14 protein-coding genes are annotated in these 14409 nt (G+C 71.2%); 5 read left to right on the forward strand and 9 right to left on the reverse strand.

Annotated features, from left to right (window positions below):
• Positions 1-103 precede the first annotated feature (103 nt).
• Positions 104-979: an SDR family oxidoreductase gene (locus ABD327_RS17055; protein WP_344451383.1), complete on the forward strand. Its 876-nt coding sequence runs from the start codon at positions 104-106 to the stop codon at positions 977-979.
• Positions 980-1048: 69 nt separating this feature from the next.
• Here ABD327_RS17055 and ABD327_RS17060 read toward each other — a convergent pair whose 3' ends face one another.
• Genes ABD327_RS17060 through ABD327_RS17075 form a run of 4 tightly spaced genes read right to left on the reverse strand, consistent with a single transcriptional unit; the run spans position 1049 to position 5850 of the window.
• Positions 1049-2233, reverse strand: coding sequence for an acyl-CoA dehydrogenase family protein (locus ABD327_RS17060; RefSeq protein WP_344451385.1), 1185 nt, complete (start codon positions 2231-2233; stop codon positions 1049-1051).
• 31 nt (positions 2234-2264) lie between these two features.
• Complete coding sequence (locus tag ABD327_RS17065; protein WP_344451386.1) at positions 2265-3308, reverse strand: 2Fe-2S iron-sulfur cluster-binding protein; 1044 nt, start codon at positions 3306-3308, stop codon at positions 2265-2267.
• Positions 3305-4981, reverse strand: coding sequence for an FAD-binding protein (locus ABD327_RS17070; RefSeq protein WP_344451388.1), 1677 nt, complete (start codon positions 4979-4981; stop codon positions 3305-3307). The genes ABD327_RS17065 and ABD327_RS17070 overlap by 4 nt, the downstream gene beginning before the upstream one ends.
• On the reverse strand, positions 4978-5850 hold the full coding sequence (locus tag ABD327_RS17075) for an alpha/beta fold hydrolase (protein ID WP_344451389.1): 873 nt from the start codon (positions 5848-5850) through the stop codon (positions 4978-4980). The genes ABD327_RS17070 and ABD327_RS17075 overlap by 4 nt, the downstream gene beginning before the upstream one ends.
• Before the next feature lie 235 nt (positions 5851-6085).
• Between ABD327_RS17075 and ABD327_RS17080 the strand changes: the two genes are divergently transcribed.
• Entirely contained in the window at positions 6086-6649 is a 564-nt protein-coding gene (locus tag ABD327_RS17080; protein WP_344451390.1) for a flavin reductase family protein, read from the forward strand.
• A gap of 5 nt (positions 6650-6654) precedes the next feature.
• On the opposite strand, the gene ABD327_RS17085 is transcribed toward ABD327_RS17080, so the two are convergent.
• Entirely contained in the window at positions 6655-7548 is an 894-nt protein-coding gene (locus ABD327_RS17085; RefSeq protein WP_344451391.1) for an IclR family transcriptional regulator, read from the reverse strand.
• Between the two features lie 205 nt (positions 7549-7753).
• Here ABD327_RS17085 and ABD327_RS17090 point away from each other — a divergent pair, with 205 nt between their 5' ends.
• The 3 genes from ABD327_RS17090 to ABD327_RS17100 all read left to right on the forward strand — a co-directional run bounded on the left by ABD327_RS17090 (position 7754) and on the right by ABD327_RS17100 (position 10849).
• Positions 7754-8629 (forward strand): TIGR03619 family F420-dependent LLM class oxidoreductase, encoded by an 876-nt coding sequence (locus ABD327_RS17090; protein ID WP_344451393.1) that lies wholly within the window; start codon positions 7754-7756, stop codon positions 8627-8629.
• A complete protein-coding gene (locus tag ABD327_RS17095) occupies positions 8626-9126 on the forward strand; it encodes a nuclear transport factor 2 family protein (protein ID WP_344451394.1) in 501 nt (166 codons plus the stop codon). Before ABD327_RS17090 ends, ABD327_RS17095 begins: the two co-directional genes overlap by 4 nt.
• Positions 9127-9250: 124 nt before the next feature.
• Positions 9251-10849 (forward strand): GMC family oxidoreductase, encoded by a 1599-nt coding sequence (locus ABD327_RS17100; RefSeq protein ID WP_344451395.1) that lies wholly within the window; start codon positions 9251-9253, stop codon positions 10847-10849.
• A gap of 128 nt (positions 10850-10977) precedes the next feature.
• Here the strand turns inward: ABD327_RS17100 and ABD327_RS17105 are convergent, their stop codons facing one another.
• From ABD327_RS17105 to ABD327_RS17120, 4 genes are all read right to left on the reverse strand, one after another.
• A complete protein-coding gene (locus ABD327_RS17105; protein WP_344451396.1) occupies positions 10978-11781 on the reverse strand; it encodes an ABC transporter permease in 804 nt (267 codons plus the stop codon).
• Positions 11778-12752 carry an ATP-binding cassette domain-containing protein gene (locus ABD327_RS17110; RefSeq protein WP_344451397.1) on the reverse strand — a complete coding sequence of 325 codons (975 nt, stop codon included), beginning with the start codon at positions 12750-12752 and terminating at the stop codon, positions 11778-11780. The genes ABD327_RS17105 and ABD327_RS17110 overlap by 4 nt, the downstream gene beginning before the upstream one ends.
• A 28-nt stretch (positions 12753-12780) precedes the next feature.
• Positions 12781-13638, reverse strand: coding sequence for a DUF4097 family beta strand repeat-containing protein (locus tag ABD327_RS17115; protein WP_344451399.1), 858 nt, complete (start codon positions 13636-13638; stop codon positions 12781-12783).
• Between the two features lie 88 nt (positions 13639-13726).
• Complete coding sequence (locus ABD327_RS17120) at positions 13727-14245, reverse strand: toxin-antitoxin system HicB family antitoxin (protein ID WP_344451400.1); 519 nt, start codon at positions 14243-14245, stop codon at positions 13727-13729.
• Positions 14246-14409: the final 164 nt, after the last annotated feature.

Raw genomic sequence — 14409 nt, forward strand, 5'->3', positions numbered from 1 at the left:
CCGCAGGGTTCAAGCTGTCAAAGCGGGGCGGTGCGGCGTCCGGGCTTTCCCGCTGAGTGAGAGTGCTCACCGTCCTCCGGCCTCCCGGCGGTCTCATCGGGGCATGACTCCACCCGTCGAATCCGCCGCCGCGCCTCTCTCCGAACGACCGGTGGCCCTGGTGACCGGGGCCAGCCGCGGCATCGGACGCCGGATCGCTCTGGCACTGGCCGGAGCGGGCTACGACGTCGCTTTCACCGCGCGCACCGTCGAGGAGGGCCAGGGCAGCATCCCCCCGCGCTACGGCGGTGGCGAGACGGTCTCCGTGCCCGGAAGCCTGGAGACGACCGGGGCGGAGATCGAGGCGCTCGGAGCCCGCGCCCTGCCCGTCCGGATGGACCTGCTCGACCTGGAAAGCGTCCGGAACGCCGCCCGAACCGTGCTCTCGCAGTGGGGGCGCGTCGACCTCCTGGTGAACAACGCCGTGGCGCACCTGCCGGGCAACCACGACCGCATCCTGGACCTCGACCTGGACGTCGCCGCCCGGACGATGACCGGCAACCACCTGCACCAGCTCGCCCTGATCCAGGCCGTGCTCCCCGCCATGCTCGAGCAGGGCGGCGGCACGATCGTCAACCTGTGCTCGGGTTCGGCCACCACCGACCCGCCCGCCCCGCCCGGTGAGGGCGGCTGGGGCGTCGCCTACTCGGCGTCCAAGGCCGCGTTCGGGCGGCTGGCCGGCGCGGTCAACGCCGAGTACCTGGGCCGCGGCGTCCGCGCCTTCAACCTCGACCCCGGCTTCGTGGTCACCGAGGCGGGCGCGGCCAGGGGCGGCACCGACGCCATCGCCGACCAGGGCTTCGAGCCCGCTTCCGAGGATGCGCCGGGCAGGGCCGTCGTGTGGCTCGCCTCCTCCCCCGAGGCCGAGCGCCTCCTCGGCAAGGTGATCTGGACTCCCAAGCTCGTCGCCGGGCTCGACGCCCCGGCCGGATCCGGCTGAACGGCCGGCGGGCACGCGGAAGGCCCCGCTCCCTCACGGGAGCGGGGCCTTCGTCTGTCCGAGCAGCCGTCAGATCATGGAGCGCATCGGGCCCATGGGGGGCTCGATGTCCATCTGGGTGAGGGCCGAGACGTGGTAGACGGAGCCCGGCACGTGGATGGCGTGGGCCAGGCCCATGTGGGCGTCGCGCCAGAAACGCTGGATCGGGTTGTCCTTGCGCAGGCCGTTGCCGCCGGAGCGGACCACGATCTCGGTCATCGCGTGCACCGCGCGCCAGGCCGAGCGGACCTGGGTGCGGCGGGCCGCGGCGCGCTCGGCGAAGGTGAACTCCTTGCCCGCGGCGGCCTGGTCGTACATGCGCGAGATGTAGTCCAGCAGCAGGACGCGGGAGGCCTTGATCTCCTCGGCGGCCTCGCTGATCGCGTACAGGACGTACGGGTCGTCCTTGATCTTGGTGCCGGTGATCTGGACGCGGCTGCGCTGGTAGGCCAGGTGCGCGGCCAGGGCGCCCTCGGCGATGCCGACCACGGCGGAGGTGATGCCGAGGGGGAAGATCGAGGTGTAGGGCACCTTGTAGAGCGGGTTGGTCAGCCCGGCCCGGCGCACCGCGGTCCCGTCGACCACCTCGGTGTACTTCAGCGTCCGGTATTCGGGCAGGAAGGCGTCCTTGACGATGATGTCCTTGGAGCCGGTGCCCTCGAGGCCGACGACGTTCCAGGAGTCCTCGACGATCTGGTAGTCCGAGCGGGGCAGGATCACGTGCAGCGCGTTCGGCGGCTGGGCGACCTTGCCCTCGGAGTCGCCGACCATGGCGCCCAGGAAGATCCAGTCGCAGTGGTCGGTGCCGGAGGAGAACTGCCAGCGGCCGTTCAGGATGTAGCCGCCGTCCACGGGGCGGGCCACGCCCATCGGCGCGTACGGGGAGGCGATCCAGGTGTCCTGGTTCTCGCCCCAGATCTCCTGCTGCACCCGCTCGTCGGCGAACGCCATCTCCCACGGATGGAGGCCGACGATGCCGGCGACCCAGCCGGTGGAGCCGTCGAGGGACGCGACCCCCATGACGGTCTCGGCGAACTCGCGGGGGTGCACCTCCAGACCGCCGTGGGTCACGGGCTGCAGCATCCGCATCACGCCGGAGTCGCGCAGCACCTTGGCCGCCTTGTCGTCGAGCTTCCCGAGGGACTCGTTGACGGGGCCGAGTTCGCGGATCTGCTCCGCCTGTTCCATCACCTTGTCGAGAACGCTGTCGCTCATCGCCTGATCTCCCGTGAGAATTCTGTACCGATCAGCCGTCGTAGCTGATCTTGAGTCTGTCGCTGAGGGGTTTCGCCTGGCAGGCGAGGATGAGGCCGTCCGCGAGGTCCTGGTCGTCCAGGACCGTGTTGGCGTCCAGGGAGACCTCTCCTTCCAGCACCACGCAGGCGCAGGCCGAGCAGGAGCCCTCGCGGCAGGAGAAGGGGGCGTCGATGCCGGCGCGCAGCAGCGCGTCCAGCAGGTGGCCCGAGCCGGACCAGGTGACGGTGCTGGTCTGCCCGTCGAGTTCGACCTCCACCGAGACCTGCGCGCCGTCCGCTCCGTCCGTGCCTTCGGCCTCTGCCTCGGGTCCGGTCTCGGCGAACGGGTCGCCGCCCAGGGAGAAGAACTTCTCCGTGTGCACCCGGTCCCCGGGCATGCCGAGCCCGGCGAGCGCCTCGGTCGCCAGCTCCATGAAGGGGCCGGGGCCGCAGATGAAGGCCTGGCGGTCGGTGTAGGGGGCGGCCAGCGCGCGGAAGGTGTCCGCGGTGGGCAGCCCCTGCACCGACGTCAGCCAGTGCACCACCGACAGCCTGCCGGGGTGCGCGGCGACGAGCCCGCGCAGCTCCTCCGCGAAGATCACCGACTGCTCGTCCTGGTTGGCGTACAGCAGGGTGATCTTCCCGGTCCCCCGGACCAGGGCCGACTTGAGGATCGACATCACCGGGGTGACGCCGCTTCCCGCCGCGACGAGCAGGAAGTCCCCGTCCAGGGAGGAGGGCGTGAACGTCCCGGCGGGACGCAGCACCTCCAGCACGTCGCCTTCGGTGACGTGGTCGCAGATCCAGTTGGAGCCCAGGCCCCCGTCCACCCGCTTGACCGTCACCTGGAGGCCGTCGTCGGTGTCGGGGGAACTGCACAGCGAGTAGCAGCGGGCCGCCCAGCCGTCGCCGGCGGGCACCCGGATGGTCAGGAACTGGCCGGGCCGGTAGGAGAAACGGTCTTCCTGGCCTTCCGTGGGCTCCAGGACGAGCGAGTGCGCGTCCCGGGTCTCGCGGATGACCCGGGCGACCCGGGCCTTGAGGGATCCCGTCATGATGGTTCTGCCTTGCGCTTGGCCGCGGCGTGCTTGGCGGCGATGTACCCGAAGACCATCGAGGGGCCGATCGTCGCGCCTGGTCCCGCGTACTCGTTGCCCATCACCGACGCCGAGGTGTTGCCCGTGGCGTACAGGCCCTCGATCACCGAGCCGTCCGTGCGCAGCACCCGGCTGTTCTCGTCGCAGACCAGGCCGCCCTTGGTGCCGAGGTCTCCGACCTCCAGCCGGAAGGCGTAGTACGGCGCGGTCTCGATGACGTCGAGGTTGGGGTTCTTCAGCGTGGGGTCGCCGTAGTAGTGGTCGTAGGCGCTCTCGCCCCGCCCGAATTCGGGGTCTTTACCGTCCCGAGCGTACCCGTTGAACTTCTGTACGGTCTCCGCCAGCGCGTCCGCCGGAACGCCGATCTTCTCCGCGAGCTCCTCCAGGGTGGGGGCCGTGTAGGCGATCCCCTTCTCGAAGAACTTCTTGTGGATCGGCGCGCCCGGCAGGATCTGCGCGAACGGGTAGCGGGAGCGGGACTTGGCGTCCATGACGAACCAGGCCGGGACGTGGCCGCCCTCGAGCTGGTCGTGGACGAAGTTGACGTACGGCGAGGCCTCGTTGGTGAAGCGCTTGCCGTTCTTGTCGACGATCACGTGCCGGGGGATGGCGCGTTCGGAGACCAGCGGGATCACGGCGCCGGCCGGGTGCCGCACGGCGGGCATCCACCAGGCGTCGTCCATGAAGTCCAGGGCGGCGCCGAGCTTCTCGCCCAGCGTGATGCCGTCGCCGGTGAGCTCCCGGGCTCCCATCGCGAAGTTGTCCTGGCCGCCTTCGGGCAGGTACTTCTTGCGCATCTCCGCGTTGTGGTCGAACCCGCCGGTGGCCAGCAGCACCCCGTGACGGGCGCGCAGACGGTGCGTCTTGCCCTCGCGCTCGGTCGCGACGATGCCGGTGACGACGCCGTTCTCATCGGTGATGATGTCGGTCATGCTGGTGCGCACCCACAGCGGGATGCCCGCGTCCTTGAGCGCCATCCGCAGCCGCGCGGCCAGCGCCCGGCCGCCGGTCGACATGTGGCGGCGCAGGACCAGGTTGGACGAGACCCGCCACGCGGCGACCAGCGAGGCCCGGCGTCCGCGCCAGGTCCGCTTGACCATCGCCAGGTCGTGGTAGTCCTTGCCGGTGACCCACAGGCCCAGCGGGCCCTTCATGTTGTTGGGCCGCTGGAACTTCTCGTCCTCGCCCAGCTTGCGGGTGTCGAAGGGCTTGGCCTCGATGGACCGGCCCTGCGGACGTCCGCCCTCGAGCTCGGGGTGGTAGTCGGAGTAGCCCTTGGTCCAGAAGAACTTCATCCACTTGCTCTGGTGGAGGAGCTCCATCATGGGCGGGCCGTTGTCGACGAAGGCGTCCAGCCGGGCCGCGGGGACCTTGCCCTCGGTGAGCAGGTCGAGGTAGCGGCGGATCGACTCGCGGCTGTCGTCGTGGCCCTTGGCGCGCAGCGTCGGGTTGTTGGGGATCCAGATCCCGCCTCCGGACATGGAGGTGCTGCCGCCGAACTTCGAGCCCTTCTCGATGATCAGCACGCTCAGCCCCGCGTCGGCGGCGGTCAGCGCGGCGACCATGCCGCCGCCCCCGCTGCCCACCACGACCAGGTCGTACTCGGCGTCCCAGCTCTGCGTGTCCGTCATGCCTTCTGCTCCTCACGGGTCAGAAAGGCCAAGACGGTGCTCTCCCACGCTTCCTTCTGCTCGATCATCACCCAGTGACCGCAGTTGGGGAAGATGTGCACCTCGACGTCGCGGATGGTGCGCATGGGCAGGAGTGCCATGTCGACCGGGCTGACCCGGTCGTCGCGGCCCCAGGTGATCAGTGTCTTGGCCTTCAGCTTGTGCAGCATCGCCCAGTAGGGCGGGGTGTCGGAGGAGGCCTGCGCCTTGAAGTTGGCGGCCATGGCCCTGCTGCCGTACATGCGGCGGGCGCTGGCCAGGGTCTCGGGGTCGGTGGCCTGGGCCCAGCGCTCCTCGATCATCTCCTCGGTGACGATCGCGGGGTTGTAGACCATGGAGTTCAGCCAGCGGACCAGCTTCTCGCGGCTGGGGTCGTCGGTGAACTCCATCAGCAGCTTGATGCCCTCGCCCGGAGAGGGGCTGAAGACGTTGGTGCCCATGCCGCCGATGGTCACCAGCCGGCCGACCCTCTCGGGGTTGGCCAGGGCGAACCGGGTGCCGACGATGCCGCCCATGGAGTTGCCGATGATGTCGACCTTCTGCAGGCCGAGACCGTCGAGGAAGCGCCCGACCGCGCCCGACGCGGCGAGCATCGGGTGCTCCTCGGTCGGGTCGCTGACGCCGAAGCCGGGGAATTCCAGGACCAGGCAGCGGAAGTGCCGGGAGAACCGGGCGAGGTTGCCCTTGAAGTTGCGCCAGCCGGTGACGCCGGGGCCGGAGCCGTGCAGCATCAGCAGGGGCGGCCCCTCGCCGGCCTCGTGGTAGCGCAGCACACCCTGGTCGGTGGGGAGCTCGCGCAACGTCGATTCGTAGGTCGGCTCTGTGGTCATCGTCCCTCGGTCCTCCGGATTCTCAGGCTGTTCGGAACGTAGATGAGCGGTCCGCAGCGGTGCCCGAACCGATCCCGATGAGCGGGATGCAGGCCTTCCACGGTCTCGGCGGAGAGAGATCCGGGCCTTCTTCCACTCATCGGGATCCTCCTGCCCGCGGTCCGGACCCGCGTCCTACGTTCGGGGCGCTGAGCCTAGACCGGCCCGACCTCCCGCGAAGACCCGAGGTGATCGCATGACAGCCGAGTGCCCGCCCGCCCCGACCGCCGTCCTCCAGCCGCCCGCCCCGGCCGAGCTCCGGCGCGCCATGGCGGAGTTCGCCACCGGCGTCACCGTGATCACCGGCATGGACGGCGCGGAGCCCGTGGGCTTCGCCTGCCAGTCGTTCGCGTCGGTCTCCCTGGAGCCGCCGCTGGTGCTGTTCTGCGCCGACCACCGTGGCCGCTCCTGGCCACGGATCCGGACGTCGGGCCGGTTCTGCGTGAACATCCTGGGTGAGGAGCAGCAGGACCTGTGCGGGAGGTTCGGGTCGAGCAGAGGACTCAGGTACGAGGGGCTGGACTGGGAGCTCTCCCGGTGGGGGGCGCCGTCCCTGCCCGGCGTGCTGGTGCGCGTCCACTGCGAGGTGCACGCCGTCCACGCGGCGGGCGACCACGACGTGGTGATCGGACGGGTCCTCGCCCTGGAGCACGGGTCGGAGGAGCGTCCGATGGTCTTCTTCCGCAGCCGTTTCGGGCTGGACGGGCCGGCCCCGCTGCTCACCCCCGAGACGTGGTCCGGGGGCGGGCAGTGGGGCTGAGCGTGTCACATCCAGTCGCCGCGGCCGTCCAGCGCCATCAGCCGGTTCATCGTCTCGGCGGACCAGGTGCCGCTGTCCTGGGCGGTACGGCTCCGGGGGGTGCGCCGGGGGTCGCGGCGCGGGGAGGCCGCGCTGGGGAAGAGGATCTGGGAGGTCTCGCGGGCGGCGGCGGCCACCAGGGGCGCCACCTTCTCCAGCGGGGTGTTGAGCGTCCCGACCAGCGAGATGCCCGCGACCGGTCCCTCGGGGCCGCGGATCGCCGCGGCCACGCAGGCGATGCCGGGGAAGGTCTCGCCCCGTTCGAAGGCCAGGCCGCGGCGCTGGCGGACCCGGTAGAGCTCCTGGTGGAGGGTGCCCAGCTCGCCGATGGTGCGGTTGGTCAGCCGGTCGAGCCCGCCGCCGATCTTCTCGTCGACCTCCTCGGGCTCCAGCCAGGCCAGGATCGACTTGCCCAGCGCGGTGGAGTGGGCCGGGGCCCGGCCGCCGACCCGGGAGGGCACGGACGAGGCGAAGCGCCCGCCGACCTTGTCCAGGTAGAAGATCTCCGCGGCGTCCAGGACCGCCAGGTGGGCCACCAGACCGGTGGTGACCTGCAGTTCGTGCAGCAGCGGGGCGGCCGCCTCGCGGAGCTTGCCGTGCCCGCGGTCCTGCCCACCGAGACCGAGGGCGCGCTGCCCCAGCGCGTAGCCGTAGGAGTTGTGCTCCAGCCAGCGCTGGCGGACGAGCTGGTCGAGGATCCGGTGGGCGGTGGAGCGGGGCAGCCGGGTATGGCGTGCCACGTCCTCCAAGGTCAGCCGGGCCGACCGCCCGTTGAAGGCGTCGAGGATGAGGGTCATCCGCTCCACCATCGACGGGGGCGGGTCGTTGCGCACCATGGTCTCGGCGATCTGCTCGTTCACCGCACCTCCAACGCGACTGAAATGAATTCTTGTTAACCAGAATGTAGCAATCCACCGGCCCCTTGTGAAGGGGGTCTGTCTTGCCTGGTTAACTCCATGTTCACACGTTCCGGTGACTGGGCGGATACCGCTCTGTTGGACCTCTCGTCGACTAGAACGTTTTCTTATCCCTGGCCGAACGCCAGCTGACGAGGAAGGAATCGGGATGCGGATCGGCATCATCACCCCCGTGGTGGCCCAGCCACCCCTGGGCCACGGCGCGTGGGAGGCCTCCGCCGGCATCGAGGAGCTCGGACTGATCGCCGAGACCGCCGACCGGCTGGGATACCACCACCTCACCTGCAGCGAGCACGTGGCGGTGCCCGCCGAGGCCGCCGCCCAGCGCGGCGGAGTCTACTGGGACCCGCTGGCCACCTTCGGCTACCTGGCCGCCCGCACCCGGCGCGTCCGCCTGGCCACCCAGGTCCTCGTGCTCGGCTACCACCACCCCCTGGAGATCGCCAAGCGCTACGGCACCCTCGACGCCGTCAGCGGCGGGCGGGTCGTCCTCGGCCTGGGCGTGGGCAGCCTGGAGGAGGAGTTCGAACTGCTCGGCGCCCCGTTCAAGGACCGCGGCGCCCGCGCCGACGACGCCCTCGCCGCCCTGCGCGCCGCCCTCTCCCGGCGGGAGCCCTCCTACCAGGGCGAGTACTACTCCTTCTCCGGCCTGGTCGTCGAACCCCACGCCGTCCAGAAGAAGGTCCCCCTGTGGATCGGGGGACGCACCCTGCGCTCCCTGCGCCGCGCGGCCCAGGCCGACGGCTGGGTGCCCTTCGGCCTGCCCTCGGACGCCCTGACGGAGATGCTCGGCAAGGTCGAGCTGCCCGAGGACTTCGACGTGGTGCTCTCCCCCACCCGCGCGCTGGACCCGCTGGCCTCCCCCGAGGCCGCCGGTTCCGCGCTGCTCGAACTGAAGAAGGCCGGCGCCACCGTCGCCGGAGTGCGCATCAAGGCCGGCTCCGCCGACCACTACTGCGACCAGCTCGCCGCCCTGCGCGACCTGGCCGACGACTTCGACCTGACCTTCGGGGAGAGACTGTGAGCGACCTCGAACAGCGCCTCGCCTCCATGGAGGCCCGCCTCCGGCGCCTGGAGGACGAGCAGGAGATCACCAAGCTGATCCTCTCCTACGCGCCCCTCGTCGACAGCGGCTGCGACCAGCAGGTCGCCGGGCTGTGGGAGGAGGACGGCGTCTACGACGTGGACGAGATCTTCATGCGGGGGCACGGGCAGCTCTCCGGGATGGTCCGCTCGTCCGCGCACCAGGCGTGGATCAGCGGAGGCTGCGCCCACTTCGCCGGACCGCCGCACATCACGCTGGACGGGGACGAGGCGACCGCGGTCTGCTACACGCTGATGATCGTCAACACCCCGGACGGCTTCACCGTCCGCCGCGCCACCGCCAACCGCTGGGAGCTGCGCCGCACCCCCTCCGGCTGGCGGGCCGCCCGGCGCACCAACCGGGTGCTGGACGGCCGCGAGGAGTCCCCCGACCTCCTGGCCTCCCACTTCCCGGAGGCCGTACGGCACCGCCCCTGACCGTGATCCGGTGCCCGGCCGCGAGGGGTGTTCTCCTCTCGGCCGGTCGCACCGTCAGGCGCCTTGACAAAGTAAGTCCGGAGAAACCCGGGGAACGACGGGCAGGGTGCAGTAGACAGTCACCATGTTCGATTATCTCGTCATCGGCGCGGGTTCTGCCGGATGCGTCCTCGCCAACAAGCTGTCGGCGGACCCCGGCGTCAGCGTGCTGCTCATCGAGGCGGGCGGGCCGGACCGGGGGCTGATGTTCACCATGCCCAAGGGCTTCGGCAGGCTCATGGACGACCCGCGCACCGCCTGGCGGCACCCCACCCGCCCGTTCGGGCCGGCGGGAGGGCACGAGATCTGGCCGCGCGGCCGCGCCCTCGGCGGGTCCAGCTCCATCAACGGGATGGTCTACAACCGCGGCCACCGGGACGACTACGACGAACTGGAACGGCTGGGCAACCCCGGCTGGGGCTGGGACACCCTCCTCCCCGCCTTCCTCGCCATCGAGGACCACGCGCTCGGCCCGTCCGGCACCCGCGGCTCGGGAGGTCCGCTGCGGGTCTCCCCGCCCCGGCGCCCCGAGCCCCTGTGCGACGAGATGATCGAGGCCGGCGCGGCCCTGGGCCTGAAGCCCGTCGACGACCCCAACGAGTCCGACGAGGAGCGCATCGGCTACACCGTCGCCACCATCAGGGACGGGCGCCGGGTGAGCGCCTCCCGTGCGTTCCTCGCCCCGGTCGCCGACCGCCCCAACCTCACCGTCGTCACCGGCACCACCGTCGCCGGGCTGCTGTTCCTCAAGGACAGGGTCGTCGGCGTCTGGGGCCGCGACCGCCGGGGCGACGCCGTCGAATACCGGGCGGCCCGCGAAGTGGTCCTGTCCCTGGGCAGCCTCGCCACCCCGAAACTCCTCCAGTTGTCGGGCATCGGCCCCGCCGACGTGCTGCGCGCCGCGAACGTCCCGGTGCGCCTGGACCGCCCGAACGTCGGAGCCCGCCTCCGGGAGCACCGCTGCATGGCGCTGAAGTTCCGCCTGCACGAGAACATCGGCTACAACCGCCTGCTGAGCACCCCCGGCCGCCAGGCCCTCACCGCCCTGAAGTACCTCGTCGACCGCGCGGGACCGCTGTCCACACCCGCCTACGACGTCATCGCCTTCCTCAAGTCCCGGCCCGGCCTGGCCCGCCCCGACGCCCAGCTCCTCATGGGCCCGATGTCCCCCGGCACCTACCGGGCCGGCGAGAGCGTCGGCGTGGAACGGGAACCGGGCGTCTCCTGCGTCGGCTACGTCCTCAACCCGACTTCCGAGGGCTCCCTGGCCATCACCTCGTCCGACCCCGACGCCCCCTTGGACCTCGACCCCGGCTACCTGCGCTCGGAATCCGACCGCGAGGCCGGGGCCGCCGTCTTCCGCCGGATGCGCGACCTGTTCGCCGCCGAACCCATCGCCTCCCGGCTGAAGCACGAGACGCTCCCCGGACCAGGCGTCCGGTCCGACGACGAGATCATCGACGCGGCCCTCGACCAGGGCTTCTGCGGGTACCACACCATCGGCACCTGCGCGATGGGCCCGTCCGACGACGACGTCGTCGACTCCCGCCTGCGCCTGCGCGGCTTCGAGGGCGTCCGCGTCGTCGACGCCTCGATCCTGCCGACCATGGTCTCCGGCAACCTCAACGGCCCCGTCATGGCCATGGCCTGGCACGCCGCCGACCTCATCATCGCCGACCGCTGAGCGGGCCGCGGGCCGTCGCCGGCCGATGTCACGGATCATGCAGGCCCTTTGGGCCCGGGACGTTTCCTACACGCCAAGGCGCCCCTCCGGCATGGATCGGCGGAGGGGCGCCTTGGCGTCGCGTCTGGTCAGGCGCCGGCCGACTTCTTGTAGAGGCGGGTGGCCAGGGGGACGAAGACGATGAGCATGACGGCGATCCAGAGGAGGGAGGCCGGGATGGCGTTCCGCATGGGCCAGGCGTCGGAGGTCTGCAGTGCGGTGCTGGTGTTGCCGAAGAGCTCGCGTGCGGCCTGGGTGAAGGTGGAGACGGGGTTCCACTCGGCGACGACGCGCAGCGGCGTGGGCAGCTTGGAGCTGTCGAGGAAGGCGCTGGAGACGAACACCAGCGGAAGCGAGACCAGGTTGGCGATGCTGCTGAAGCTCTCGGGGGTGCGCAGGGCCAGCGCGACGGTCGCGCTCAGCCAGGAGAACGCGTAGGCGAACAGCAGCAGCAGCCCGAAGCCGAACACGGCCTCACCGGGCGAGGTGTGCACCCGCCAGCCGACGAGCAGTCCCACCGCCGCCATGACGATGAGGCTGGCGGCGTTGAGCAGCAGGTCGCTGACGGTCTGGCCGATCAGCACCCCGGACGGGGCCATGGGCAGTGAGCGGAACCGGTCGTAGATGCCCTTCTGCAGGTCGAGGGTGAGCGTGTAGCCGGTCATCTGCGCACTGATGATCACTGCCTGGACGAAGATGCCGGGGAGCAGGTACTCCCGGTAGGACACTCCCGGGATCTCGATGGCGCTACCGAAGACGTAGGCGAACAGAAGCACGAGCACGACGGGCAGCGTGATGGCGCCGACCAGCAGGTCCGGCGACCGCTTGATCTTCAGGGCGTTGCGCTTGGTGATGGTCCAGCCGTCGACGACGGGCAGGGCGAGCGTGTTCATCGGGTGGCCTCCTGGATCTGCGGGTCGGCGCCGGACGCCTGGCGTCCGGTGAGGGTGAGGTAGACGTCGTCGAGGGTGGGCCGGCGCATCCCGGCGTCCCGCACCCGGATCCCGGCGTCGGCCAACCGACCGAGGATGAGGCGGAGGGACTCGGGGCCGTCGATGACCGAGACGATGATCTGGAGCGATTCCGGCACGGTCCGAATGGTGCCGACGAGCGACCGGGCGAGGATCTGCCGGGCGGTCTCCAGTTCGGCGGCGTCGGCCATGGTCAGCTCGACGCGGCTGCCGCCGACCTGGTCCTTGAGCTCGTCGACGGTGCCTCGGGCGATGGCGCGGCCCTGGTCGATCACCACGATCCGGTCGGCGAGGCGTTCGGCTTCCTCCATGTACTGGGTGGTCAGCAGCAGCGTGCTGCCGCCGGCTACGAGTTCGGAGATGGTGTCCCACAGCGCGGCGCGGGCACGGGGGTCCAGGCCGGTGGTGGGCTCGTCGAGGAACAGCACCGGCGGGTCGGCGACCAGCGCGCCGGCGAGGTCGATGCGGCGGCGCATGCCGCCGGAGTAGCCCTTCACCAGACGGTCGGCGGCGGCGGCGAGGTCGAAGCGCTCCAGCAGCTCGCGGGCACGCGCCTTGGCGCGCTTGGCGCCCAGGTGGTAGAGGCGTCCAACCATCTCCAGGTTCTCAGCGCCGGTCAGGTGCTCATCGACCGCCGCGTACTGGCCGGACAGCCCGATACGCGCACGCAGCCGCCGGGCGTCGCGCACGACGTCGCATCCGGCGACGGTGGCGCGGCCGCCGTCGGGGCGCAGCAGCGTGGTCAGGACCCGCACCGCCGTGGTCTTGCCGCAGCCGTTCGGGCCGAGCAGGGCGAGCACCGTCCCTTGCGGGACGGAGAAGCTCAACCCGTCCAGGGCCGTGCTCTCGCCGTATCTCTTGACCAGTCCTTCGGCTGTGATCGCGTCACTCATGGGGGCTCCTTGCTGGTATCCGGGGGGATCAGGAACGGTGGACGTCGATGTCGCCCCAGCTGGTCTGGGCGCGCACCTCGACGACCGTGTCGGTGGTCTCGGGACCGTCGGCGGCGGTCAGGGTGTTGCGCACCACGCCGTTCTTGGAGTGCAGGTCCAGCCGGGCGGCCGTGCCCTCGGGGATGCCGATGCCGACCTTGCCGTGGCCGCCCTCCACGTGGACGGTGCCGCTCACCGCCGCGTCGATCCGGATCCGGCCGTGCGCGGACCTGGCGGTCAGTCCGCCCAGCACGCGGCCGACGGTGATCTCGCCGACGCCGGTCTTCAGCTGCAGGTCGCCGGTGACCTCGCCCAGCATGATGGCGCCGGTGGAGTTCTTCACCATGCCGGGGCCGGCGACGGCCCCGATCCGGATCGCCCCGGTCGAGCCGGTCACCTCGACGGGGCCGGTCACCCGGTCCACCTGGACCTCGCCGGTGGACGCCCTGGCTTCCAGCGAGCCGACCTCCTCCAAGCGCAGGTCGCCGTTCATGCTGTGCAGGCAGGTCTGGCCGAGCGGGCCGGTGGCGATGAAGTTCGTGACGCCTCCCGCGGCGCACCTGCCCTCGACACGGGAGCCGGCCGGCAGGTCGACGGTCACCTCGATGGAGCCGCGCCAGGACCGCAGGTACCCCAGGACCTTGGGCCTGGGGCCCTTGACCAGCAGCCGTCCACCGGAGAATTCGACGATCGTCTGCTCGGCGACCTGCACGCTCGCCTCGTTGGACGGGTCGCTGGGCCGCACCTCCACCACGGTGTCGGCGCGGTCGCCGGCGTGGATGCGGACCTGGCCGACGTAGACCTCGATGTCGGCGGTGATCGGTTCGGGAGTGTCGAAAGCAGGCATGGCGGAGCCCTCCTCATGGGTCGGGTGGAACATCCCGGCCTCGGGGCCGGGCGATGAGTGATGACGGGTGACGGGGAGGCGGGGCCGGCTAGCGCACCCAGCCGGTGTAGCTGCGCCCGCTCTGGGCCTGCTGCGTCGGGTCGGCGGCACGAGGTCCGGCGCCGGGCTCGAGCGCGGCGGAAACGGCTCGAACCAGCCAGGCGTTGACCGAGATCCCCTGCCGGCCGGCCGCCTCCTCCACCCGCAGCTTGAGGTGCTCGGGCAGCCGCAGGGTCATCCGCGCGGTGCTGCCCTCCTCGGCGATCGGCGGCCCGGCGGGCGGCGCGGTCTCCGGCCCGCCGACCGCGCCCTCCGGCGACGGCCTCGGCGGCGGCGTCACCACGAACGCCGGGTCACCGCCGCGCAGCCGCACCTCGACCGACCCCGGTGCGAGCTCGCTGGTGATCTCGTCCGCCGCGGCCGACAGCACCTCCAGCAGGGTGAGCCTGGCGGCCGCTTCGAGAACGCCGGTGAGGCGCTCGGCCAGCGCGCGGGCGTCCGGGCCGCCCGCCTCGGCGGCGACGGCGAGCTCGCGGCGGAGGTTGTCCACATACGGCATCAGATCCATGCCTCAACTATGACACCATAGAGACGTCACATCAAGGGGAAATGACGTCACCATATATAAGGTTGACGTCATGCGGTCACGCGACCGGCCGGGCGATGTTCGTCAACGTCGGCACTGGCCCCGAACCGCGCTGGCCGCCGCGTGAGGTCGAGCGGGTCCGCCGC

Source organism: Actinocorallia aurantiaca, from assembly GCF_039533685.1.
In the GTDB taxonomy this organism is placed as follows: domain Bacteria; phylum Actinomycetota; class Actinomycetes; order Streptosporangiales; family Streptosporangiaceae; genus Actinocorallia; species Actinocorallia aurantiaca.